General features: G+C 71.7%; 24 protein-coding genes. 11 read left to right on the top strand and 13 right to left on the bottom strand.

Going from position 1 to position 21,117, the window contains the following annotated elements; genetic code table 11:
- Positions 1 to 31: 31 nt before the first annotated feature.
- The 6 genes from J3P44_RS22760 to J3P44_RS25665 form a co-directional block, all read right to left on the bottom strand.
- The gene (locus tag J3P44_RS22760; RefSeq protein WP_255892793.1) at positions 32 to 2,056 is read right to left on the bottom strand and encodes a sensor histidine kinase; all 2,025 of its coding nucleotides are present in this window, start codon (positions 2,054 to 2,056) and stop codon (positions 32 to 34) included.
- 133 nt (positions 2,057 to 2,189) lie between these two features.
- Positions 2,190 to 2,984, bottom strand: coding sequence for a SurA N-terminal domain-containing protein (locus tag J3P44_RS22755; RefSeq protein ID WP_255892792.1), 795 nt, complete (start codon positions 2,982 to 2,984; stop codon positions 2,190 to 2,192).
- 172 nt (positions 2,985 to 3,156) lie between these two features.
- Positions 3,157 to 3,546, bottom strand: a complete 390-nt coding sequence (locus J3P44_RS22750) for a hypothetical protein (protein WP_255892791.1) — start codon at positions 3,544 to 3,546, stop codon at positions 3,157 to 3,159.
- A gap of 42 nt (positions 3,547 to 3,588) precedes the next feature.
- Positions 3,589 to 5,016, bottom strand: coding sequence for a gamma-aminobutyraldehyde dehydrogenase (locus tag J3P44_RS22745; protein WP_255892790.1), 1,428 nt, complete (start codon positions 5,014 to 5,016; stop codon positions 3,589 to 3,591).
- 113 nt (positions 5,017 to 5,129) lie between these two features.
- The gene (locus tag J3P44_RS22740; RefSeq protein WP_255892789.1) at positions 5,130 to 5,906 is read right to left on the bottom strand and encodes a SigB/SigF/SigG family RNA polymerase sigma factor; all 777 of its coding nucleotides are present in this window, start codon (positions 5,904 to 5,906) and stop codon (positions 5,130 to 5,132) included.
- 172 nt (positions 5,907 to 6,078) lie between these two features.
- The gene (locus J3P44_RS25665) at positions 6,079 to 7,056 is read right to left on the bottom strand and encodes a helix-turn-helix transcriptional regulator (protein ID WP_255892788.1); all 978 of its coding nucleotides are present in this window, start codon (positions 7,054 to 7,056) and stop codon (positions 6,079 to 6,081) included.
- Between the two features lie 174 nt (positions 7,057 to 7,230).
- Here J3P44_RS25665 and J3P44_RS22730 point away from each other — a divergent pair, with 174 nt between their 5' ends.
- The 5 genes from J3P44_RS22730 to J3P44_RS22710 all read left to right on the top strand — a co-directional run bounded on the left by J3P44_RS22730 (position 7,231) and on the right by J3P44_RS22710 (position 11,063).
- On the top strand, positions 7,231 to 7,578 hold the full coding sequence (locus tag J3P44_RS22730; protein ID WP_255892787.1) for an ANTAR domain-containing protein: 348 nt from the start codon (positions 7,231 to 7,233) through the stop codon (positions 7,576 to 7,578).
- Entirely contained in the window at positions 7,575 to 8,285 is a 711-nt protein-coding gene (locus J3P44_RS22725) for an ANTAR domain-containing protein (protein WP_255892786.1), read from the top strand. Before J3P44_RS22730 ends, J3P44_RS22725 begins: the two co-directional genes overlap by 4 nt.
- Before the next feature lie 92 nt (positions 8,286 to 8,377).
- Entirely contained in the window at positions 8,378 to 8,815 is a 438-nt protein-coding gene (locus J3P44_RS22720) for an SRPBCC family protein (protein ID WP_255892785.1), read from the top strand.
- 8 nt (positions 8,816 to 8,823) lie between these two features.
- Positions 8,824 to 10,437, top strand: coding sequence for a phytoene desaturase family protein (locus tag J3P44_RS22715; RefSeq protein WP_255892784.1), 1,614 nt, complete (start codon positions 8,824 to 8,826; stop codon positions 10,435 to 10,437).
- Positions 10,434 to 11,063, top strand: a complete 630-nt coding sequence (locus tag J3P44_RS22710) for a methyltransferase (protein ID WP_255892782.1) — start codon at positions 10,434 to 10,436, stop codon at positions 11,061 to 11,063. Before J3P44_RS22715 ends, J3P44_RS22710 begins: the two co-directional genes overlap by 4 nt.
- Here the strand turns inward: J3P44_RS22710 and J3P44_RS22705 are convergent.
- The 4 genes from J3P44_RS22705 to J3P44_RS22690 form a co-directional block, all read right to left on the bottom strand.
- Entirely contained in the window at positions 11,047 to 11,259 is a 213-nt protein-coding gene (locus tag J3P44_RS22705) for a CDGSH iron-sulfur domain-containing protein (RefSeq protein WP_255892780.1), read from the bottom strand. The genes J3P44_RS22710 and J3P44_RS22705 overlap by 17 nt on opposite strands.
- Positions 11,256 to 12,206, bottom strand: a complete 951-nt coding sequence (locus J3P44_RS22700) for an iron-containing redox enzyme family protein (RefSeq protein WP_255892778.1) — start codon at positions 12,204 to 12,206, stop codon at positions 11,256 to 11,258. The genes J3P44_RS22705 and J3P44_RS22700 overlap by 4 nt, the downstream gene beginning before the upstream one ends.
- A 2-nt stretch (positions 12,207 to 12,208) precedes the next feature.
- The gene (locus J3P44_RS22695; protein WP_255892777.1) at positions 12,209 to 13,390 is read right to left on the bottom strand and encodes a zinc-dependent alcohol dehydrogenase; all 1,182 of its coding nucleotides are present in this window, start codon (positions 13,388 to 13,390) and stop codon (positions 12,209 to 12,211) included.
- Positions 13,391 to 13,526: 136 nt separating this feature from the next.
- Complete coding sequence (locus J3P44_RS22690) at positions 13,527 to 13,955, bottom strand: CBS domain-containing protein (RefSeq protein WP_255892776.1); 429 nt, start codon at positions 13,953 to 13,955, stop codon at positions 13,527 to 13,529.
- Positions 13,956 to 14,087: 132 nt separating this feature from the next.
- Between J3P44_RS22690 and J3P44_RS22685 the strand changes: the two genes are divergently transcribed.
- The gene (locus J3P44_RS22685) at positions 14,088 to 14,579 is read left to right on the top strand and encodes a hypothetical protein (protein WP_255892775.1); all 492 of its coding nucleotides are present in this window, start codon (positions 14,088 to 14,090) and stop codon (positions 14,577 to 14,579) included.
- Between the two features lie 78 nt (positions 14,580 to 14,657).
- On the opposite strand, the gene J3P44_RS22680 is transcribed toward J3P44_RS22685, so the two are convergent.
- From J3P44_RS22680 to J3P44_RS22670, 3 genes are all read right to left on the bottom strand, one after another.
- The gene (locus tag J3P44_RS22680) at positions 14,658 to 15,635 is read right to left on the bottom strand and encodes a TIGR03557 family F420-dependent LLM class oxidoreductase (protein ID WP_255892774.1); all 978 of its coding nucleotides are present in this window, start codon (positions 15,633 to 15,635) and stop codon (positions 14,658 to 14,660) included.
- Complete coding sequence (locus tag J3P44_RS22675; protein ID WP_255892773.1) at positions 15,632 to 16,306, bottom strand: response regulator transcription factor; 675 nt, start codon at positions 16,304 to 16,306, stop codon at positions 15,632 to 15,634. Before J3P44_RS22675 ends, J3P44_RS22680 begins: the two co-directional genes overlap by 4 nt.
- A gap of 70 nt (positions 16,307 to 16,376) precedes the next feature.
- Positions 16,377 to 17,048, bottom strand: coding sequence for an ANTAR domain-containing protein (locus J3P44_RS22670; RefSeq protein ID WP_255892772.1), 672 nt, complete (start codon positions 17,046 to 17,048; stop codon positions 16,377 to 16,379).
- Between the two features lie 122 nt (positions 17,049 to 17,170).
- Between J3P44_RS22670 and J3P44_RS22665 the strand changes: the two genes are divergently transcribed.
- From J3P44_RS22665 to J3P44_RS22645, 5 genes are all read left to right on the top strand, one after another.
- Entirely contained in the window at positions 17,171 to 17,845 is a 675-nt protein-coding gene (locus tag J3P44_RS22665) for an HAD family hydrolase (protein ID WP_255892771.1), read from the top strand.
- A gap of 132 nt (positions 17,846 to 17,977) precedes the next feature.
- On the top strand, positions 17,978 to 18,136 hold the full coding sequence (locus J3P44_RS22660; protein WP_255892770.1) for a hypothetical protein: 159 nt from the start codon (positions 17,978 to 17,980) through the stop codon (positions 18,134 to 18,136).
- Positions 18,133 to 19,563, top strand: a complete 1,431-nt coding sequence (locus J3P44_RS22655; RefSeq protein ID WP_255892769.1) for an FAD-dependent oxidoreductase — start codon at positions 18,133 to 18,135, stop codon at positions 19,561 to 19,563. Before J3P44_RS22660 ends, J3P44_RS22655 begins: the two co-directional genes overlap by 4 nt.
- 7 nt (positions 19,564 to 19,570) lie before the next feature.
- Positions 19,571 to 20,086 (top strand): transporter substrate-binding domain-containing protein, encoded by a 516-nt coding sequence (locus J3P44_RS22650; protein ID WP_255892768.1) that lies wholly within the window; start codon positions 19,571 to 19,573, stop codon positions 20,084 to 20,086.
- Complete coding sequence (locus tag J3P44_RS22645; RefSeq protein ID WP_255892767.1) at positions 20,083 to 21,108, top strand: cation diffusion facilitator family transporter; 1,026 nt, start codon at positions 20,083 to 20,085, stop codon at positions 21,106 to 21,108. The genes J3P44_RS22650 and J3P44_RS22645 overlap by 4 nt, the downstream gene beginning before the upstream one ends.
- Positions 21,109 to 21,117: the final 9 nt, after the last annotated feature.

Below are 21,117 nucleotides of genomic sequence, written 5' to 3'. Positions count from 1 at the left end.
GCGCAGCGATCGGCCGGCAACGCGAACGCTCCTACGCGTTGGCGAGCGCGTCGTCCAGCGGCGTGGTCGGCGGGGTCGGGTCCCCGTCGGACGTGGCCGCGGGCAGGTCGAACCGGAACACCGATCCCGGTCCGGGCTCGGCGGCCAGGCACTCGATGGACCCGCCGTGGCGGTGCACGATGGTCTGGCAGATCGACAGCCCCATGCCGGTGCCCCGGAACCCGGCACGCACCGAGTCGCTGCGGTGGAACCTCTGGAAGATGAGGGCGCGCTCGCGCTCGTCGACGCCGACGCCGTTGTCCTCGACGTCGATGACCACGCGCGAGCCCCTGCGCCGCGCCGAGACCCTGACCCGGGCCGGCACCCCCGGACGGGCGTACTTGACTGCATTGTCGACCAGGTTCGCGAAGAGCTGCCTCACCGCGATCTCGTCGGCGTGCACCGGCGGCAACCCGGCGTCGACCACCTCGAGCACGTCGTCGGGACCCAGCAACACCGAGGCCTGCGTCACCGCCCCCTCGGCCCCACTGAGCGGGACGTCGCGCGCCAGCAGGTCGCCCGCCTCGGCCAGGGCGTGCGCCAGGAGGTCGTCGATCAGGTCTGCCAGCTGACCCGCTGCGCCCTGCGCGCGCCTGAGTGACGCCAAGGTGTCGCTGTCGGGGTCGAGATCGGCGGCGGCGAGGTCCAGCCACGCCCGGATCGCCGTCAGTGGTCCACGCAGGTCGTGCGCCGCCGTCGACGCGAAGCTGACGAGCGGACGGATGCCCTGCCGGTGCTCGGTCACCTCCTTGAGCACGAGCAGCACGCCCGGGCCGTCGTCGTCGCCCCGCTCACTGGCCAGCACGGTGCGCGATACCGAGAGCACGAGGTCGTCACCGGAGTCGAGGGGCACCTGCACGTCCCCGACGCCGAGCTCGGCCCGCGAGGCGCCGGTGTGGTCCGAGGCCGGGTTGAGGACGAGCTCCACCAAGTCGGCGAGGGCCACCGCGTCCGGCGTACCCGGGCTGACCCGGTGGGCCAGACGCCGGCTCGCGCCATTGCTCCGCTCGATCCTGCCCGCGCGATCGAGGACGATGAGCCCCTCGTCCATGCTCTCGGTCATCTCCGCGAGCAGCTCCGCCTGCTCGGCGGCCCTGGCTCGCGCCTGTCCCATCCGCACGACGAGCTCGTCGATGCGGTCGCTCAGCGTGCCCACGGTGAGACCGGTCAGCAGCACGGCGACCAGGAAGACGTGGGCGACCAGGATCGCCAGCACCGGGTCGTCCAGCCTCGCAGCGGGGCCCAGTCCGGCGAGGGTCAGCACCAGGCTGCCCAGTCCTAGCGCGAGGGCGTGCAGTGCAGCGAGGAAGGTCGGGAACCGGGCCGCTGACCACACGCAGAGCGGCACGATGAGGAAGATGATGGGGAGCGACTGGAGGAAGATCGCGATCACGACGACCGCCGAGGCCACCCACAGGACGACGAGCTCCAGTCGTTGCCCGCCCCGTGCGCGCGGTGCGACGTGCTGGGTGTGCCACTCCCACGCCAGGTGCCCGATGCATCCCACCACGAGGATCCCCGTGAAGTGCCGCCCGAACCATGCCAGCGGCACCCATGAGTCCCATCCGGAACCGGACGCCCACACGCCGAAGGCACCGATGGCAGCACCAAGGATGCTGGCCAGGACCCCCGCCGCACACGTGTAGGCGAGCGCCCGGGGTGACCGGAAGCTCTCAGTGCCGCCGGCCCCGAGGAGCGTCGGGCACCAGCGCCTGAGCAGCACCACCGCGAGCCAGGTCTGCCACGTGACCGACAGTGCGCCGAAGAAGACCACGAGGAGCGGAGCACCCGTGAACCAGGCGATCCCTGCGTGGATCGCCATCAACGGCCCCAGCACCCACCGCTGACGGTGCGGCGACTCCGCGAGCAGCCACAGCAGGGCCACGCCGGCACCTGGCCACACCAGGCTGACTGTCTGGCCGTCCACCACCGTCAGCCTCGCCAGGACCGCGAGAACGGCGTAGGACGCGCCGAAGGCCAGGGCCCGCGAGAGCGGGAGTGCCGTACGCGTGGTCATACGCAAGCCCCGCGCCGGTCCCGGCACCCAAGATGTTCGCCTACCCGGAACTGACACACGTTTTCAACATTAGCGCCTCAAACGGCCACGTAGGAGCCACGTGGGGAGACCGTTCTCGACCTGCTGCTCGTGCTCAGAGGTTGATCTCGATCTCCGCGTCCTGGCGCAGGTCCTCCAGCAGCGCCTCGGCGACCCTGCCGACCTGCTCCGACCTCGCCTGCTGCTCGAGCTGGTCGCGCACCTCGTCGAACGGCGGGATCTCCTGACCGGACTGGCTCGACTGCGCCTGCTGCTTCGCCTGCGCGTAGAGAGCCCGCAGCTCCTTCTCGGTCGGGTCGGCCGCGCCGTCCTCGTCCGCGACGAGCTGCTCGACCATGACCTGGGTCTCCACCTGTGAGCGCGCCTGCTCCTCGGTGACGCCCTGCTTCTCCACGGCCGCGAGCAGCTCCTCCGCGGAGCCGAGCTGGTTCTGCTCGGCGAGGTCGGTGAGCTCGGCGTCGATGTCCTCGTCGCTGACCGTGATGCCGCGGGAGTCGGCCTCCTGGACCAGGAGCTCGGTGTCGACGAGGTCGTCCACCGTCTGCTTCTGCAGGGCCTCCTCGTCGGGAGCCGCCCCGCCCGCCTGGGCCTGCATGGCCGCCTGCTGGAAGGCCGCCTCGTAGATGGGCGTGAACTCCTCCTTGGTCACCTGCTCGCCGTTGACCTCGGCGACCACGTCCGGGATCCCCTCGAGGTCGGGCTCGGCACCCTGTGCGGCGTCCCCGCTCTCGCTCGGCGAGGGGCTCGACGAGTCGCTGGACGTGGTGCCCTTGTCGGCGCCGGCCGAGTCGCTGCCGCCTCCGCCTCCGCAGGCGGAGAGGGTGAGCATCGCGGCGGCCGTGACGAGGCCGAGGACGGTTCGGGCGCGGGTTCGCATCGTGTGAGTCATCCCGATCGACCGTACGGACCCAACCTGAGTGCCCTCCTCAGGTTCGGTCATGCCGCATCCAGCGACCACGGCGCGCATCCAGTCGCCCGCGCATCAGCGCGCCGGGTGTCCAGCCACCTCCCCGCTCGAGCGGCCCTACGGCCGCTCGACGCCCGCACGAAGGCGGTCCCGCTCAGAGGGAGTCGGGCACGATCAACGCGTCCGGGTCCTGCCGGATCGGCAGCTGCGCGAGCGCCGTACGTACGAGCGTGAGGCGAGCGGCCACGGCCACCTTCTGCCGCAGGCGACCGACCCCGCTCTCGCCCATGGTCTCCTGGACCGCGGCGGCGATCTGCTCGTCCGTGAAGGTCGGACGCGTCCCGGCCGGCACCTCGACGTCAGGCAGGGCGAGCAGCACCGGGAGCACCTGGCTGCCGACGGCGTCGAGGAGGTGGTAGCGGTCGAGCTTGCTCATCGAGTCCCACGCCGCCTCGCCCTTGGCGCGGCGGACGGACTTCCCCCCGGCCACGATCTTGGCGGCGGCGGTCACGGCGACGGTCAGCTCGTGCTCGGTGAAGCGCATGGCTCCAGCATGCCCGAACGCCACAGGCGGCCACGGACCCTCTCAGTAGTGGGCGGTCATCACGTGCTTGATGCGCGTGTAGTCGTCGAAGCCGTAGCCGGACAGGTCCTTGCCGTAGCCCGAGGCCCCGAAGCCGCCGTGCGGCATCTCCGAGACGAAGGGGATGTGCGTGTTGACCCACACGCACCCGAAGTCGAGCTCGCGGGTCAGCCGGTCGGCGGTCCCGTGGTCGCGGGTCCAGACGCTGCCGGCCAGCCCGAAGGGCACCCCGTTGGCCATCCGCACCGCCTCGGCCTCCTCCTCGAAGGGCTGGACGGTGAGCACCGGTCCGAAGACCTCCTCCTGCACGATGCGGTCGTCCTGTCGTACGCCGGTGACGACGGTCGGCGCGAAGAAGAAGCCGGCGTCCCCGTGGCGGCGCCCGCCGGTGCGGACGGTCGCGTGGTCGGGGAGGTCGGTGAGGAACGCCTCCACCTTGGCGAAGTGCGCCGCGTTGTTGAGCGGGCCGTAGTCGGCCTCGGTGTCTGACGGCGGGCCGGGACGGGTGCCCTCGGCCTCCTTCACCAGCAGGTCGACGAGCTCGTCGTGGACGCTGCGGTGCACGATCACCCGCGTCGCGGCGGTGCAGTCCTGCCCGCCGTTGAAGTAGGCGGCCGCCGCGATCATCTCCGCCGCGCGCGGCAGGTCGGTGTCGGGCATCACGACGACCGGAGCCTTGCCACCGAGCTCGAGGTGCGCACGTTTCAGCGACCGCGCCGCCGACAGGGCGACCTCGGTGCCGGCGCGCACCGACCCCGTGATCGCGACCAGGCCCGGCGTGGGGTGCTCGACGACGTGACGACCGGTCGTGGCGTCGCCGTTGACCACGTTGAGGACGCCCGGGGGGAGGATCTCGCCGGCGATCTCGGCCAGCAGCACGGTCGAGCGCGGCGTGGTGTCGCTGGGCTTGAGCACGACGGTGTTGCCCGCGGCCAGCGCGGGCGCGATCTTCCAGATCGCCATCGCGAACGGGTAGTTCCACGGCGTCACCTGACCGACGACGCCGATCGGCTCGCGTCGGATGCTCGAGGTGTGACCCGCGAGGTACTCCCCCGCCGACTTCCCCTCCAGCAACCGGGCGGCGCCGGCGAAGAACCGGAGCTGGTCGACGCCCTGGTCGACCTCCTCGCTGGCGATGTAGCGCACCGGCTGGCCGGTGTCGCGGGCCTGGACGGTGCTGATCTCGTCGCGGCGCTCCGCGATGGCGGTGGCGAGGTCGAGCAGGTAGGCCTGGCGGCGCCCGGGCGTGAGCCGCTTCCACGACTCGGAGGCGCGCTCGGCGGCGGCGTACGCCCGGTCGACCTCCTCGGGCAGCGAGACCGGCGATCGGCCGTCGGGCTCGCCGGTGACCGGGTCGACGAGGTCGATGAAGGCATCGGAGGCGGACTCGACGAGGTCGCCGTCGATGAAGTTCCGGATCGTCTCGCTCATGGGTGCTCCCGTGCGGTGAACTGGTGAGGCGGACGTCCAATCTCGCAGACGCCCGCCTCGACCCGCTCACCACGCACCGACGACCAGTCCCACGAGGCCCGGTCGTCCGCGCCTCAGGCGACGGACATCGACTCGCCCAGCCCCTCCTTCAGGGAACCGAGGATGCGCGTGAGCACCCTCGACACCTGCGCCTGGGTCAGGCCGACGGCGTCCGCGATCTCCTGCTGCGTGCGCTCCTCGTAGAAGCGCATGTGCACGATGCGACGGTCGCGCTCCGGCAGCGCGCGGACGACGGGTTCGAGCACGATCCGGGCCTCCGAGGACCTGAGCCCGGTGTCGACCTGGCCGATCAGGTCGCCCAGCGTGGACGTACCGCCCCCGACGGGACCGTCCAGCGAGGTGGGGGTGAAGCAGCCGTCGGCCGCCAGCGCCTCCACGACGTCGGTCAGGTCCACGCCGATGTGGTCGGCGACCTCGCTCGGACGGGGTGAGCGACCAAGGGTGGGCTCGAGCTCGTCCTGGGCGCGGGCGATGCGGGACTGGAGGTCCTGCACCCGACGAGGGGGACGGACCATCCAGCCGGCGTCGCGGAAGTGCCGGCGCAGCTCACCACGGATGGTCGGGACGGCGTACGACAGGAAGTCGTGGCCGGCCGTCGGGTCGAAACGCTGCGCCGCCTTGGTGAGGCCGAGCAGCGCGACCTGCTCCAGGTCGTCGAGGTCGATGCCGCGGTTGCGGTAGCGCCCGGCCATGGACTTCGCCAGGGCGACGTTGGCCCCGATCAGCTGGTCGGTGAGGTGGTGCGCGTAGGGAGTGCCTGGCTCCGCCGAGCCGAGCTCGGCGACGATCAGGTCGGTGCTGCGGGCCCGGTCCAGGCCGTCGACGGACACGAGCGAACGAGCGGGAGATGGGGGTGAATCAGAGTGCTGGGGGACGATCGACACGTGAGCCACGGGATCGGTTCCTGTCTGCGGGTGGGGCGCTCACCGTGGTCTCCAGCAAGTGCTTTCACCATGACATGGTCCAGACCAGTACGACAGCCGCAAAGCGAAGTCGAGCCGATCAGGCGTTCGATCTGTCCAATGTCTGTCGAGGGTTCTCGTCGAAGACCTGGCGGTACTCGGAGGCGAAGCGTCCTGGGTTGAAGAACCCGTACTTGGCGGCCGCATCGCTCACCGTCGGGGACGTCCCGTCGCGCAGGGACTGACGCACCAGGTCGAGGCGGACCCGGCGGAGGTAGGCCAGGGGGGTGCAGCCGAGGTGGCGCCGGAAGGCGTACTGCAGGGCGCGGGGGGTGACCTCGCACTCCCTGGCGAGCTCCTCCACGCTGAGTCCCTCGAAGGCGTGCGACTCGATTGCGTGGAGCGCACGTCGCAGCGTCGACGGCATCTCGTCCCCGGCGTCGAGGTTGGTGTCCAGTCGGTTGCCGCCCGCCACCAGGGTGTTGGGGAAGGTCTGGAGGAGGGTGTGCCCGAGCAGGCGCACCGCCTCGTCGCGCGCCACCGGGTCGTCCTCGTCCGGGAAGGACGAGCTGAGCTCGTCCACCGTCGCCCGCCAGCGCGCGCCCGCGGCCGGCGAATGCGGGACGTAGGAGGTGAAGGCGAGGTCCTGCCAGGGGTAGTCGGGGTCGACGTCGTCGACCGCGGCCGCCAGAGCCTCCGCTGTCAGGCTCGTGCCTCGTACATCGATGTGGTCGGCGAGCCCGGAGAACGGCATGTCCCACCCGGACATCAGCACGGTGTCGCCGTCGTGGATGCGATCGGTCACGCCATCGCGGGTGTACTCCGCCATCCCGTTGAGCATGTCGACGACGACGAGCGCAGGCATGGGGTCGGCGTCCCAGGTGAACCTGGCCTCGATCCGGAGATGGTCGAAGGCGACGCTGCCGTGGTCCACCCGGTGGTGCCGGACCATGCCGAGAGGGCCGGTCAGGCGCAGGGTGGTGCCGTAGGCGATGTCGAGCCACTGACGCGCGTCGTCGCCGACACCTTCGTAGCCGAAGACGGCTGGTGATCCACGTCGGGACCGGGAGTCCGGCACAGCACACCTCCATGGGGAGGAGCGGGGACCCTGGGCTCGAGTCGTCTGCCACTTTAGTACATCTCGACGAGTTGCACCCCTAGGGAGATGGACCTATCGCCCCCTGTACTCTGCATCGACAGCCACACCTGCTCCGCCCTGTGTCCGCGGACTGACGTCATTGAAAGGTGACCGATGTCTGGGACGTATCCCTCGTCCGGCGAGCCGACCCCACCCGCCGAGTCGATGCACGACGAGATCGCCCACCTCCACGAGGCCGTGCAGTCACAGCGCGACATCGGCATGGCGATCGGGCTGTTGTCCGCGAGGTTCGCCTGCAGCACCGAGCAGGCCTGGCGCACCATGCTGCGCGTGTCGCAGGACAGCAACACGAAGGTGCGGCACGTCGCGCGCGTCCTGGTCCGAACCCACGACGGGACGGCGGACGCGCAGGACCGTCGGCTGCTGGCCTCGTTCGTGACCCACCTGCCTCCCTCCGGCTGGCCAGAGGGACCATCGACGGGGAAAGATCCCGCTCCATGAGCATCGACGAAGCCGCGCTCGCCGAGAGCCTGCGCCGGCTTTCCCTCTCGCGCGAGGACAACGGCAGCCTCATCACTGCGCTGGAGGAGGTCCTCAAGGCGTGCGTGGACCTTTTCGACGTGAGCGGCGCCGGGCTCCTGGTCGCCGACGAGCAGGACATGCTCCGCTACGTCGCGGCCACCGACCTGCCCGGTCGCGTCCTGGAGACGACCGAGGCCGAGTCCGGTGAGGGTCCCTGCACCGAGGCGTTCGTCAAGACCCAGGTCGTGACCACCCCCGACATCATCTCCGAGTCCGAGCGCTGGCCCGTGCTGGCCAAGGCGCTGGTCGACCAGCCGGTGCGCGCGGTCCTGGGCACACCCGTGCGACTGGGCGGGGTCCCGGTCGGGACCCTCGACGTCTACCGGTCGCACGCCCACCACTGGGACGACAGCGAGGTCGCCGCCCTCGCGAGGTATGCCGAGGTCATCGCCACCACGCTGACGGCCGCCCTGCAGGCGCACACCGCCGGCGAGCTGGCGCGTCAGCTCCAGTACGCCCTCGACTATCGCGTGGTGATCGAGCGCGCCGTCGGATACCTGATGGCCAAGGAGTCGATCGACGCGGTGGCGGCGTTCACCGCCCTGCGCAACGCGGCCCGGAGCCGGCGCACGAAGATCGGCATCGTCTCCGAGCACGTCCTGGAGACCGGCGGACTGCCCGTCTGACGCTGGTCGGGGGCTCGTCTCGTGGGCCGACCCACGCCCACGCATGGCAGCGGCTCCACGGGGTACCTCGCCGCCATGCAGGATGTGACCGCATGAGCACCACGAGCCGCCCCATCGCCGCCAGTCCCGAGCGGGTGTGGGAGGTGCTGGCCGACGGCTGGCTCTACCCCCTCTTCGTGGTGGGCGCCACGCGGATGCGCGGGGTCGACGACACGTGGCCCGCCGTCGGGTCGCGGCTGCACCACAGCGTCGGGGTCTGGCCCGCACTCATCGACGACACCACGGAGGTCCTCGAGGTCGAGGAGGGCAGGCGGATCCTGCTGCTCGCGCGGGCCTGGCCGGCCGGGCAGGCCCACGTCGAGATCTCCCTCGAGCCCGACGGGAAGTCGACCGTGGTCACGATGGTGGAGCAGGTGACCGGAGGTCCCAGCGCCCTCATCCCCAAGCCGATCCAGGACCCGCAGCTGCACCTGCGCAACATCGAGACCCTGCGCCGACTCGCCTTCGTGGTGGAGGGCAGGACCCGGTGATCCCAGCGGTGGGTCGCACGTACGACGCCATCGTGATCGGTGCCGGGCCCAACGGGCTGGTGGCAGCCAACGTCCTCGCGGACGCCGGGTGGAGCGTCCTCGTGCTCGAGGCACAGCCCACTGCGGGTGGCGCCGTCCGCAGCGACCGCGACGTGCACCCGGACTTCGTCCACGACACCTTCAGCGCGTTCTATCCCTTGGCCCTGGCCTCGCAGGCCGTCACCTCCCTGCGGCTCGAGGACCACGGGCTGGCCTGGGAGCACGCGCCGGCCGTGCTCGGGCACCCCTTCGGCGAGGGGCAGTGGGCGGTGCTGCACCGCGACCGGGAGATGACGGCCGCCGGGCTCGACACCCTCCGGGGCGGCGACGGCGACGCGTGGCTCGACCTCTGCCGGACGTGGGACCGCATCGGTCCGGGGCTGGTCGACGCCCTCACGACGCCCTTCCCACCGCTGAGGGCCGGCGCCCGCCTCCTGCCGGCCCTGGCCCGCTCAGGCGGCCTGGACATCGTCCGGCGCCTCGCCACACCGGTCACGTCGCTGGGGCGCGACCTGTTCGCCGGGCCCGCGGCCCGCTTGCTGCTCGCCGGCAACGCGGGGCACTCGGACATCCCCCTCGACTCGCCCGGCTCCGGCGTGTTCGGCGTGCTCATGACGATGCTCGGGCAGACCGTCGGGTTCCCCGTGCCCCGCGGCGGCGCCCAGTCGCTCACCGACGCCCTCGTCGCGCGGTTCACCGGTCTCGGAGGTCGGCTCGAGACGGGCGCCGAGGTGGAGCGGGTCGTCGTACGCGGAGGGCGGGTCACGGGGGTCCTCACCCGCCACGGCGACTGGTACGACGCCACCACCGTGATCGCCGACGTCGCCGCGCTGCGCCTGTTCGGCGGCCTCGTCCGCACCGAGGACCTCCCGCCGCGCCTCGTGCGCGGGATGCGCTCCTTCGAGCTCGACCCCGGCACCGTCAAGGTCGACTGGGCGCTGTCCGGCCCTGTCCCCTGGGCCGGGAGCCCGACGCAGCTGCCGGGGACGGTGCACGTCGCCGACTCGGTGGAGGAGCTGGGCCAGACGATGGCGCAGGTCTCCTCCGGCGTCGTGCCGGAGCACCCCTTCCTGCTCGCCGGTCAGATGACCACCAGCGACCCCTCGCGCTCACCGGCGGGAACGGAGTCCTTCTGGGCCTACGCCCACGTGCCGCAGCCCGCCGCGACCCGCCGCGACGTCGGCGAGGAGATCAGCGGTCGCTGGGACCACGACGACCGCGAGCGGTTCGCCGACCGCATGCAGGCGCGGATCGAGGCCCGTGCGCCGGGCTTCGGCGACCGCGTCATGGCGCGTCGCGTGCTCGGGCCGCACGAGCTCGAGGCCCGCAACGCCAACCTCGTCGGGGGCGCCCTCAACGGCGGCACCTCGCAGCTGCACCAGGAGCTGGTGTTCCGTCCCGTCCCGGCGATGCGCGGGCGTGCCTGGACCGGGGTCCGCGGACTCTTCCTCGGTTCGGCGTCCGCCCACCCCGGCGGGGGCGTGCACGGCGCGGCCGGGGCGAACGCCGCCCGGTCCGCGCTCTGGCACCACCGCTCGCGCGCCCTGCCGCGACGGCGTACGAAGCAAGGCGCGAGAGCATGACCGACCAGATGACCTTCGGCCCGCTCACCATCGCCTTCGACGACCGCGTCCTGCGGCCGCGGCAGTGGACCCTGGCACAGTCCGAGTGGGCAGCCGACCTGATGGTGACAGCCCCCGGCGGTCCGGTGCTGGAGCTGTGTGCCGGCGTCGGGCACATCGGCCTGGCGGCCGTGGCGACGACGGGGCGCCGGCTGGTGTGCGTGGACTCCAGCGCGGTGGCCTGTGACTACGCGCGCGTCAACGCACTCGCGGGCGGGATGGCCGACCGCGTCGAGGTGCGCGAGGCTCGGCTCGAGTCGGCGCTGCAGCCCGAGGAGCAGTTCCCGGTCGTCATCGCCGACCCACCCTGGGTCCCGCGTGACCAGACCTCGTGCTTCCCCGAGGACCCCTTGAGTGCCATCGACGGAGGCCCGGACGGCCTCGACGTCGCGCGGGCCTGCCTCGACGTCGTCGCCCATCACCTGGCACCCGGCGGATCAGCCATCCTCCAGCTCGGGACGAGGGCGCAGGCCGACGCCTTGGGCGCGGAGCGGTGCTTCGCCGACGGCACGCTGGTGATGGCTGAGGTGCGCCAGCACGTCCGTGGCGTGCTGGCTCGCATCGACCGGGCTACTGACGCGGGATGACCTTGTGGGTGCCGTCGCACCAGGGCAGCCGGCTCGACTTGTCGCAGCGACACAACGCCACGACGGGCCGCACGACGGGGTGCACGGTCCCGTCCTCGTCCCGGATGGACGTGGCCCCACGGACGAGCATCGGGCCGTCCGGGTAGATCACCACGTCAGGGTGGTCGAAGTCGTCGGCCCGCTTCCCGCCGCTCATGACGGCTGTTCCCACGCGGAGAACATCGCCCGGGCGAAACGGCCCTCCAGGTCCAGGCAGGTGAACGCCCCGAACAGGATCTGGGCCGCCTGGTCGGGCTCGTCCTGCGCCAGCGTGCCGCAGATGTCGCGCGCGGCCAGGTGCTCGTGGATCGCGTCGGCCTCGACGTGCTCGTCGTAGTAGGCGGCCATGGGACCGTCCAGGCCCAGCCGCCCGAGTCCCTGGACGATCTTGCGCGACGGCAGCGAGCTCGTCATCTCGAAGGCCGCGAGGTGTCCCATCGCCGCGCCCCGGAGCCGTCGGTGCAGGCCGAACATGGAGGCCGCGTTGTTCATCTCGAGCGTCTCGGGCAGGGCGTCGTCGACGTAGGCGCCGTACTCCGAGCGCAGGCCCACGTCCTCGAGGCCCCGGGCGAAGAGGTGGGCGTGCAACCGGTTGGGGTCGCCGTCGCCGTACTCGTCGTACTGCAGCGCCATGAGGGCCGCCTTCGCCCGGACCGGGAGCCGGGGGACGACCCAGGCCGACGGGTCCGACTCCTTGAGGTGGTAGATCGAGCGCTGCCGCAGCAGCTCGAGGACCTGCTCGAGGTCGGCCTGACGGCGTACGTGGTCGGCGAGCGAGGGCCCGTCGTCCGCGTCGACGAGCGCCTCGAGGGACGCGGGTACGTCGGCGGCGTCCGGGTCCGTGCCGGGATGCTCCCATCGCGAGCGCAGGCGCTCCTCGAGGACCAGCTCGAGGCTGTGGCGCACCACCAGCACCTCGGGATCCCACTCGGCGTGGTCGGACGCATCCTCGAAGCCTCGGTAGGACAGCTCGTGGAGGGTCCACAGCGAGATCACCTCGTCGGCCCACGAGTCAGCGACGGGCGCGGGTCCGAGGGACCCCTCACCGGTGCTCGCGAGGCGGTTGATCACCCACTCGCTCAGGCCGCCCCGCGGCTTGGGCATCCTCACGGGGTGAACACCACCTTCACCATGCCGTCCTCCTTGTCGCGGAACTTGCGGTAGGCCTCGGGCGCGTCCTCGAGCGGCAGGTGGTGCGTCGCGAACGACTCGACGCCCAGCACGTCGTCGTCCTGCTGCAGCAGCGCGAGGATCTCGTCGCTCCACCGGCGCACGTTGGCCTGGCCCATCCGGACCTGCACCTGCTTGTCGAACAGCTGGAACATCGGCAACGGGTCCGTCGATCCCCCGTAGACGCCCGAGACGCTGATCGTGCCACCCCGGCGGACCGCGTCGATGGCGCTCATCAGCGCGGCCAGCCGGTCGGAGCCGAAGGTGAGCATCACCTTCTCCTGCACCTTCTTGGGCAGCAGCGCGAGCGCCTTCTGCGCGGTCTCCGCGACCGGTGACCCGTGGGCCTCCATGCCGACCGCGTCGATGACGGCGTCGGCCCCTCGTCCGTCCGTCAGCTCGCGCACGCGGTCACCGATCCCGTCGAGCTCGCTGTGGTCGATCGTCTCGGCCCCTTGGCCGTGGACGCGCGCGAGGCGCTCGCGGACCGAGTCGACGACGATGACGCGCAGCCCGCGATGCATCGCGATCCGGGCGGACATGTCGCCGATGGGTCCGGCACCGATCACCAGGAGCGTGCCGTCGTCCTCGACGTCGGCGTACTCGACGGCCTGCCAGGCGGTGGGGAGCACGTCGGAGAGGAAGAGGAAGCGGTCGTCGGGCGGACCGTGCGGCACCTTGATCGGCAGGGTGTCGGCGAAGGGGACGCGCAGCATCTCGGCCTGACCGCCCGGTACCTGGCCGTAGAGCTTGCTGTAGCCGAACAGGCTGGCGCCCGTGCCGGTGTCGCGGTTCTGCGTGGTCTCACACTGGCTGAACAGGCCGCGCTCACACATCCAGCACGACCCACAGCTGACGTTGAAGGGGACGACGACGCGGTCCCCCGCCTGCAGGGTCGCGACCGCGGAGCCCACCTCACGCACGATGCCCATCGGCTCGTGCCCGACGACGTCGCCAGGATTCATGAAGGGCGTCAACGGGTCGTAGAGGTGCAGGTCGGAGCCACACAGCCCGGTCGAGGTGATCTCGACGACCACGTCGGTCGGGTCCTCGATCACCGGATCCGGCACCTCCACCACCTGCATGTCCATCCGCCCCTGCCAGGTGACCGCCTTCATGACGTCGCCCCTGCGGCCTGTCCCGGCGGCCGTCCCGGTGCGTGAGTGGCGTGAGTGCTCATGCCCGCCAGTGCCCACCCTGCCCCGCGAGCATGCACCGCGGTCCATCCCGCGGGGCTCCGGGTGGCGCGGTGCGTCAGTCCGTGGACGGCGCCGCCGAGATTGCTTCGAGCAGCCGACCCGCCTTCTCCTCCGGCAGGTTCTTGGCGATGTCGGCCTGGCTGATCATGCCGACCAGGTCGTGCCCGTCGATGACCGGAAGCCGCCGGACGCCCTTGCGCGCCATCGTGGAGAGGGCCTCCTCGATGTCGTCGTCCGCGCCGATGGTGACGACCTCGTCCCCAGCGAAGTCCTGCACGCGCACGTCGTCCATGTCCTTCCCCTCAGCCACGCAGTTGATCACGATGTCCCGGTCGGTGATCATGCCCGCGAGCCTGTTGTCGTCTCCGCAGATCGGCAGGGCGCCCACCTCCAGGTCCCTCATCTTCCGCGCCGCCTCACGGACGGTGTCGTTCACCGACGCGCACTCGACGCCCGCTGTCATCACCTCTCGTGCAGTGGTCATGCCGTGCTCCTCTCTCAGTGGGGTGGTGATGGTCGTGTCCGGTACCCCGCGACGAGCCGACGATTCGCCCACCTGCGCAACCGCCCGTTCGAGCGTGGTGCCCTCGGCTCCGGGCGTGTGAGGCTCCCCTCCATGAGCGACCAGCCCGCCCCCGACCAGCCCGCTGCCGACCGGCCCGCTCCCGAGCACCGGCGACCCGAAGGCGTGAGCGACGAGACGGTCGAGGCGCTCGGCAAGCTCTCCGCCGGCCTCGATCACGTGGAGGACGCTCGTGGCCACCTCTACGCCTTCCACCGTCTCATGGGCAGCGCAGAAAGCACCTTGGAGGAGGCCACCGGCCTGATGCGCGACGCCGGGCACGACGAGCTCGCCGACGCACTCGACCGCGACGTGCTGGGCGGCAACCCGCTGCCCGGCATGTGGTCGTTCCAGATGGTCGAGGCCTACGACGACGGCTTCTACGCGCGAGCCAAGGCACTCCACCAGCGCGCGCTGGACGAGCTGGTGCAGGGGCGGCGCCACGTCTTCGAGGCCGAGATGAAGGAGCTGCGCCGCACCCGCGGACGCGAGGGGCACGAGGCCAAGCCGGCGGACGTCACCGGCGACCCGGAGTACGACGGCTGAATGCGGACACAGGCGGGCGACAAACGTGGTCGCTTCGGCCCACGGCTCACGATGCCGGCCCGTGCTTGGTCGGTGACTCTAGGAGCTGGCGCGAGCCAGGCTCCTGAGCTCGGGGAGGACGTCCGACCCGTAGGCGGCGATCATGTCGGCGTAGTGCGGTCCCATGTTGGCGACGTACACGTCGTCGAAGCCGGCGTCGAGGAAGGGCGCGTAGGCCTCGACGTGCTCGGCGACGTCGGGGCCGAAGGCACCGTTCTCCGCGAACTTCTCGCGGGTCACCAGCTCGGCGGCCTGCTCGAAGTGCTGGGGGCTCGGCAGCACCTGGCTGAGCTCGCCGGGCACGCCGGCGTTGGGCCAGATGCCGTACGCGGTGTCGATGGCCTCGTCACGGCTGGGTCCCCAGGCGACCTTGAATCCGGCCTGCGTCGGCGCGTCGGCGCCCTTGGCGGCGCGGAACTTGTCCACGGAGTCGCCGTCGGGCTTGGTGGTGATGAACCCGTCGGCGATGCGGCAGGCGACCTCCAGCGCCTTCGGGCCGAAGGCGCTCATGTAGATCTCCGGCGGACGCTCGGGCAGGGTGTAGATCCTGGCCGTGTCCACCGTGTAGTGCGGGCCTTCGTGCGAGACGACCTCGCCCGTCCAGAGCCTCCGGATGACGTCCACTGCCTCCTCGAGCATCTCCAGCCGGCGCTCGGTGTGGGGCCAGGCATCGCCGAGCACGTGCTCGTTGAGCGCCTCACCGCTGCCGACGCCGAGGGTGAACCGGCCCTCACCCAGCAGCACGGCGCACGTGGCGGCGGCCTGGGCGATGATCGCCGGATGCGTGCGCACCGTCGGGCAGGTGACCGCCGTCGTCACGGGCAGGTCGCACACATGCGCGACAGCGCCGATCATCGACCAGACGAAGGGGGACTCGCCCTGGGCGTCGGTCCAGGGATGGAAGTGATCGCTGATCCAGAGCGCGTCGAAGCCCGCCTCCTCAGCCAGCCGGGCCTGTTCGAGCAGCTGGTCCGGGGTGTATTCCTCGCACGAGAGGAAGTAGCCGAACCGGGTCACGCGCGGACCTGCTGGGCGACCGCGCGCTGCCCCTCCGCGCCGTTGTCGCTGGAGACCAGCAGTCCGTGCTGGATCGCCCACAGGACAGCCTGCGACCGGGACGTGACCTCGATCTTGGCGTAGGCGCCGCGGATGTAGGACTTCACCGAGTTGATGCTGAGGTTCGTCTTCTCGGCGATCTCACGGTTGGCGAGGCCCGACGCGATCATCGAGAGGACCTCGGTCTCGCGGTGGGTCAGGGGCCACTTGTCCGCGGTCGGTCGGCTCGCCTGAGGCTGGCCGTTCCACGCGTCCACGACCACGCGACCGTCGGCGACCTGGAGCAGGTTCCAGATGAGCCGGCGTGCGGGCAGCCACTTGCTCACGAAGCCTGCGGCGCCCCGGGACATCTCGGTAGACACCGCCTCGGGGCTGCAGTCCCAGCCGAAGGCGACCATGCGGGTCGGGAACCGTTGCGGCACGCCGCGAGCACCTGTGGTGCGTCGGTGGGCGGACGGTTCGTAGAGCGTGAGGTCGCTCAGCGGTGCGGGTCCGTCCGGCCGGTGCGGCACTACCGAGATCACGGCGGAGTGCGGCTCGAGCATGGCGCGAAGGCCGTGCATGACGAGCTCGCTCTCGTCCAGAAGTGCGACCTTGACGTGGCGGGCGCCTGATCCAGTAGTTCGATCCATGCCGATCGGGTACCCGGATGGGCGGAGACCATGCACCGGAGTCGTGCTAGGCCCTCTAGCTAGGCGAGAGCTATGCGAGGAGGCGCTGCGCGACACTGGCTGCCTGGGTCTCGCCGATGCCTGCCACCTCGGCGGCCTCACGCAGCAGGTCGAGGGCGTCGTCGGTGGTCAGGCCGGCCCTCGCCGCGACGAGGCCAACCGCGACGTCGACCAGGCGCTGCTCTCGCAGCCGCTCCGGAGCCGCCTGCGCCCTGCGCAGGGTCTCGAAGCCGAGGTCGGCGTTGGTCACCGCGCCCGCCTGCCAGGCACCGAGTGCGGCGACCAGGCCGTCGATCCTGTCGTGGAACGCGTGGGCGGTGGAGGCGTAGAGGTCGATGTTGAGCACGGCGCGACCTTCCTCCACCACCGGGAGGCTCACAGTGCTGGCGATCCCCTCGAAGGCCCTCTCGCGAGCCATGTCGGCCCACTCCGCCTCGTCCAGCGCGTGGCGACGCTCCTGCTCGCTCGGGGACCGCGTACCCGCGCCTGGCTCCGAGCCCCCGGGTGGTCGCCCTCCGCCCGCGGAGGAGTCGACCAGGGTGAACGTCAGGTCGTCGTCGAGCAGCGTGACGCTCAGGGCCACACACTCCGGCACGGCTCGCAGCGCCCAGCCTTCGATCACCCTCAGCAGGTCCTCCACGTCGTCGATCGACGGCGTGACGTACTCGTCCAGGGCTTCCCTGCTCTGGGGCAGCAGCTCCACGGCGGTCCCCCTCCACATCGGTGGGTCTGGGTATCGTCGTCCGATCGTCCTCCTGCGACCCCGAGCGACACCACACCCGCCCGGGCGTGCATGCGACTCGCCCATCGGGGTACACGCCACTGGTGACCTCTGATCAGCAGCCCCACCCCATCGTGGTGCTCGACCTCGACGGCACCCTCGTCGACTCGGTCTACCAGCACGTCGTCGCGTGGCAGGCGGCCTTCCACGACGTCGGGCTCCACGTGGGCGCCGTACGGATCCACGAGGCCATCGGCATGGGGGGCGACCGCCTCGTCGCGCACGTGGCAGGCGACGCCGCCGAGACCGCGGTCGGCCACGACGTGCGGGGGCTCCACGACAAGTACTTCCGCGCCGGGCTGCGGACGCTCTGTCCGCTCGACGGCGCCTCGGAGCTCGTCGAGGCACTCGCGGCCCGCGGCCACCCCTTGGCCCTGGCCAGCTCGTCGGAGGCCGACCTCGTCGACGACCTCCTCCACCTCGTCGACGTCCGCAGGCACCTGAGCGCGCTCGTGACCGGCTCGGACGACGTCGAGACCAAGCCGGCGCCCGACGCCCTCGAGCTGGCCGTCTCGCGCGCCGGTGGCGGCTCGGCGATCGCCGTCGGTGACGCGACGTGGGACGCAGCGAGCGCGGATGCTGCCGGCGTGCCGTGCATCGGCCTGCTCAGCGGAGGAACCGGGGCCGATCGCCTGCGTTCCGCGGGTGTCTCGTGGGTATACGACGGCCCGCGCGACCTGCTGGAGCGGTTGGACGACGGTCCGCTCCGCTCGGCCTGAGCTCACCCTGAGGCCTCTGTCGGCGACGTGCACGAGGCCCGCCGGGCCCCTCCTCCCGCCTTGACTGAACAGGCGGGCAATGGGGTACGGATGTGGTGCGCAACTTCGCTGACGACTTCGAAGGAGACGACCGTGAGCACCTCCGACCCGGCCCCTGGTCCCCGCACGGACCCGCAGACCCAGCTCGACTCCGATCCCGTGAACGCCCCCGATGCCGACAGCGACACCCCGGACGAGGGCCGGACAGCGGAGGGCGGGGACACCTCGTCCGGGTCGGCGGCTGACAGGTGACCTCCCTGTGGCTCGACCGGGCGCCCGTGGTGCCGGACGACGACCTCCCCGGGCCCGGGGAGTCGCTGGACGCGCTGGTGGTCGGCGCCGGCCTGACCGGGCTCACCACCAGCCTGCTGCTCGCGCGCGCCGGCCTGCGGGTGGCGTGCGTGGAGGCACGAGGCGTCGGGGCCGTCACGACCGGTCACACCACCGGCAAGGTGACCTTGCTGCAGGGCACCCGCCTCTCGAGCATCCGTCGCCACCAGTCGGAGGAGGTGGCCGCCGCCTACGTCGAGGCCAACCGCGAGGGCATGGAGTGGCTGCTGCGCTTCTGTGACGACCACGGGGTCGCGGTCCAGCGCCGCCTGGCGGTGACGTACGCCGCGACGGAGGACGAGCTGGAGTCGGTGGAGGCCGAGCACGGGGCCGCGAGCGAGCTGGGCCTGGCGGTGCAGTGGCGCGACCGGCTCGACGTGCCGTTCCCGCACGTCGGCGCGACCGTGCTCGCCGAGCAGGCACAGCTCGATGCGATGGACGTGCTGGCCGCGCTCGTCGACCAGCTGCGCCAGCACGGCGGCACGCTGCACCAGGGGCACCGGGTCCGCTCGGTGTCCAAGGAGGGCAGGCCGACCGTCCGGCTGGCCGGCGGTGCGGCCCTCAGCGCCGAGCACCTGGTGCTGGCGACGGGTACGCCGATCCTCGACCGGGGGCTGTACTTCGCGAAGCTGGAGCCGCAGCGCTCCTACGCGCTGGCCCTCGACGGCGCCGAGCCGATGGACGGGATGTACCTCTCGGCGGGGTCGGACACCCGCTCGGTGCGCGACGCACCCGGCGGCAAGCTCGTCGTGGGTGGCGCGGGACACGTGGTTGGCCGGACGGACTCGCACCTCGCCCACCTCGACACCCTGCGGTCGTGGGCGGAGACCTGGTACCCGGGCACCACCGAGACGCATCACTGGTCCGCGCAGGACTACAGCCCTGCGGACGGCGTTCCCTTCGTGGGTCCCATGCCGCGCGGCGGTGGCCGCATCCACGTGGCGACCGGCTTCCAGAAGTGGGGCATGGCCAACGGGGTGGCCGCCGCACGCACGATCTCGTCCGACATCCTCGGGGACCTGCCGTCCTGGGCCCAGGTGCTGAGCGACCGCAGCGCCAGCGCGTCCGGGGTCGCCGAGGTCGCCCGGATCAACCTGGGTGTCGGCGCAGCCCTCGCGACCGGCGCGGCTCGCACGCTCCGCGAGCGGCTCCCAGGGGCGGCGGGACCGGCGCAGGCAAGCGCGTGCGGCGTGGTCGGCGTGTGCACCCACCTCGGCGGGCTCCTGAAGTGGAACGACGCCGAGGAGACGTGGGACTGCCCGCTCCACGGATCGCGGTTCACCCCTGAAGGCGAGGTTCTCGAGGGACCCGCGACCCGGCCACTGCGTCGCCGCCCAAGCGGCGCGTGACGCCGCCATGACCAGGCGTGAGGGGCGGGGCTCCGGTCCCGCTTCGACGCGACGGGCGGTGCTGGCGATCGGCGTGGGCCTGCTCCTCGGCGGCTGCGGGCTCACCATCCCGACCGATCCCGACGGCACGCTCGACCAGGTGCGGTCCAGTGGCACGTTGCGCGTGGGCGCCTCGCCGCGGACCGGCTGGGTCGAGCTCGACGGCGAGCGCGCGCCCGGCGGCCGGGAGCCGCAGCTGGTCGAGGGCTTCGCCGAGCACCTCGGCGCCGACGTGGAGTGGACCGTCGCCGGCGAGGAGCACCTCGTCACGATGCTCGAGGACGGTGAGCTGGACCTGGCCGTCGGCGGCTTCACCGACGCGAACCTGTGGGTCGACAAGGTCGGGCTGACCCGCCCCTACGCCGAGGTCGTCGTCGACGGCTCCACCGAGGCCCACGTGATGATGGTGCCGATGGGCGAGAACGCCCTGCAGTCCGAGCTCGAGCGGTGGCTGGACGAGAACAAGAACGGAGGCGGGTCGTGAGCAGGACGGGTGTCTCGGGCGAGGGCGGCCAGGGCGTCGGCCGGTTCGGGCACGCCGAGCTGCCGTCCCGTCAGGCAGCCGCGCTGAAGAAGGCGAAGCGCCTGGAGGTCATCACTCTCGTCTTCATGGCGTCCGCCATCGCACTCGTCGCCGCGACGATGGGCAGCTCGCAGGCCATGAAGACGGCCTGGATCGAGGACATGCTCGCGCTGGTGCCTCCCCTGGCCTTCCTGGTCGCCGTGCGGCGGGCGAGGAAGCGCCCGACGGCCGACCATCCCTACGGCTTCCACCGCTCTACCGCGATCGGCCACCTGACGGCGTCCGTCGCGCTGCTGACCGTGGGGCTTGCGCTGATGTACGACGCGGGAACGGGCCTGGTGCGAGCCGAGCACCCCCCGATCGGCACGACGCACCTGCTCGGCCAGACCTTCTGGTCGGGGTGGCTGATGATCGGCGCGATGGTCTACACAGGGGTCGGACCCTTCATCCTGGGCCGCCTGAAGCTCCCCCTCGCGGAGGAGCTCCACGACAAGGTGCTCTACGCCGACGCCGACATGCAGAAGGCCGACTGGATGACTGCCGCAGGCACCATCGTCGGTGTGCTCGGGATCGGGATCGGCCTGTGGTGGGCCGACTCCGGCGCCGCGCTCCTCATCTCGGCCAGCATCGTGCGCGACGGGTGGCGCAACCTGCGCCATGCGTCCAGCGCGTTGATGGACGAGCGGGCGCGCACGTACGACGACAAGCATCCGCACCCGCTGACGCGCGACGTGGACGCGGCGCTGCAGAGGCTGGCGTGGGTGGGCGACAGCAGGAGCCGGGTGCGCGACCAGGGCCACGTGTTCCACGTCGAGGCGTTCGTCCAGCCGGTGGGCGACGCGCCGAGCCTCGACCAGCTCGAGGACGCCGTCGAGGCGCTGCGCGACCTCGACTGGAAGGTCAACGACGTGGTCGTGATGCCTGTGCGGGACCTGCCCGACACCATTCCCGACCCCCGGGCGGGCCAGGACGAGAGCAAGTAGGCGACCGGG

Source organism: Nocardioides astragali (assembly GCF_024436375.1).
Taxonomy (GTDB): Bacteria; Actinomycetota; Actinomycetes; order Propionibacteriales; family Nocardioidaceae; genus Nocardioides; species Nocardioides astragali.
This window is presented reverse-complemented; position numbering and strand designations above follow the sequence as displayed.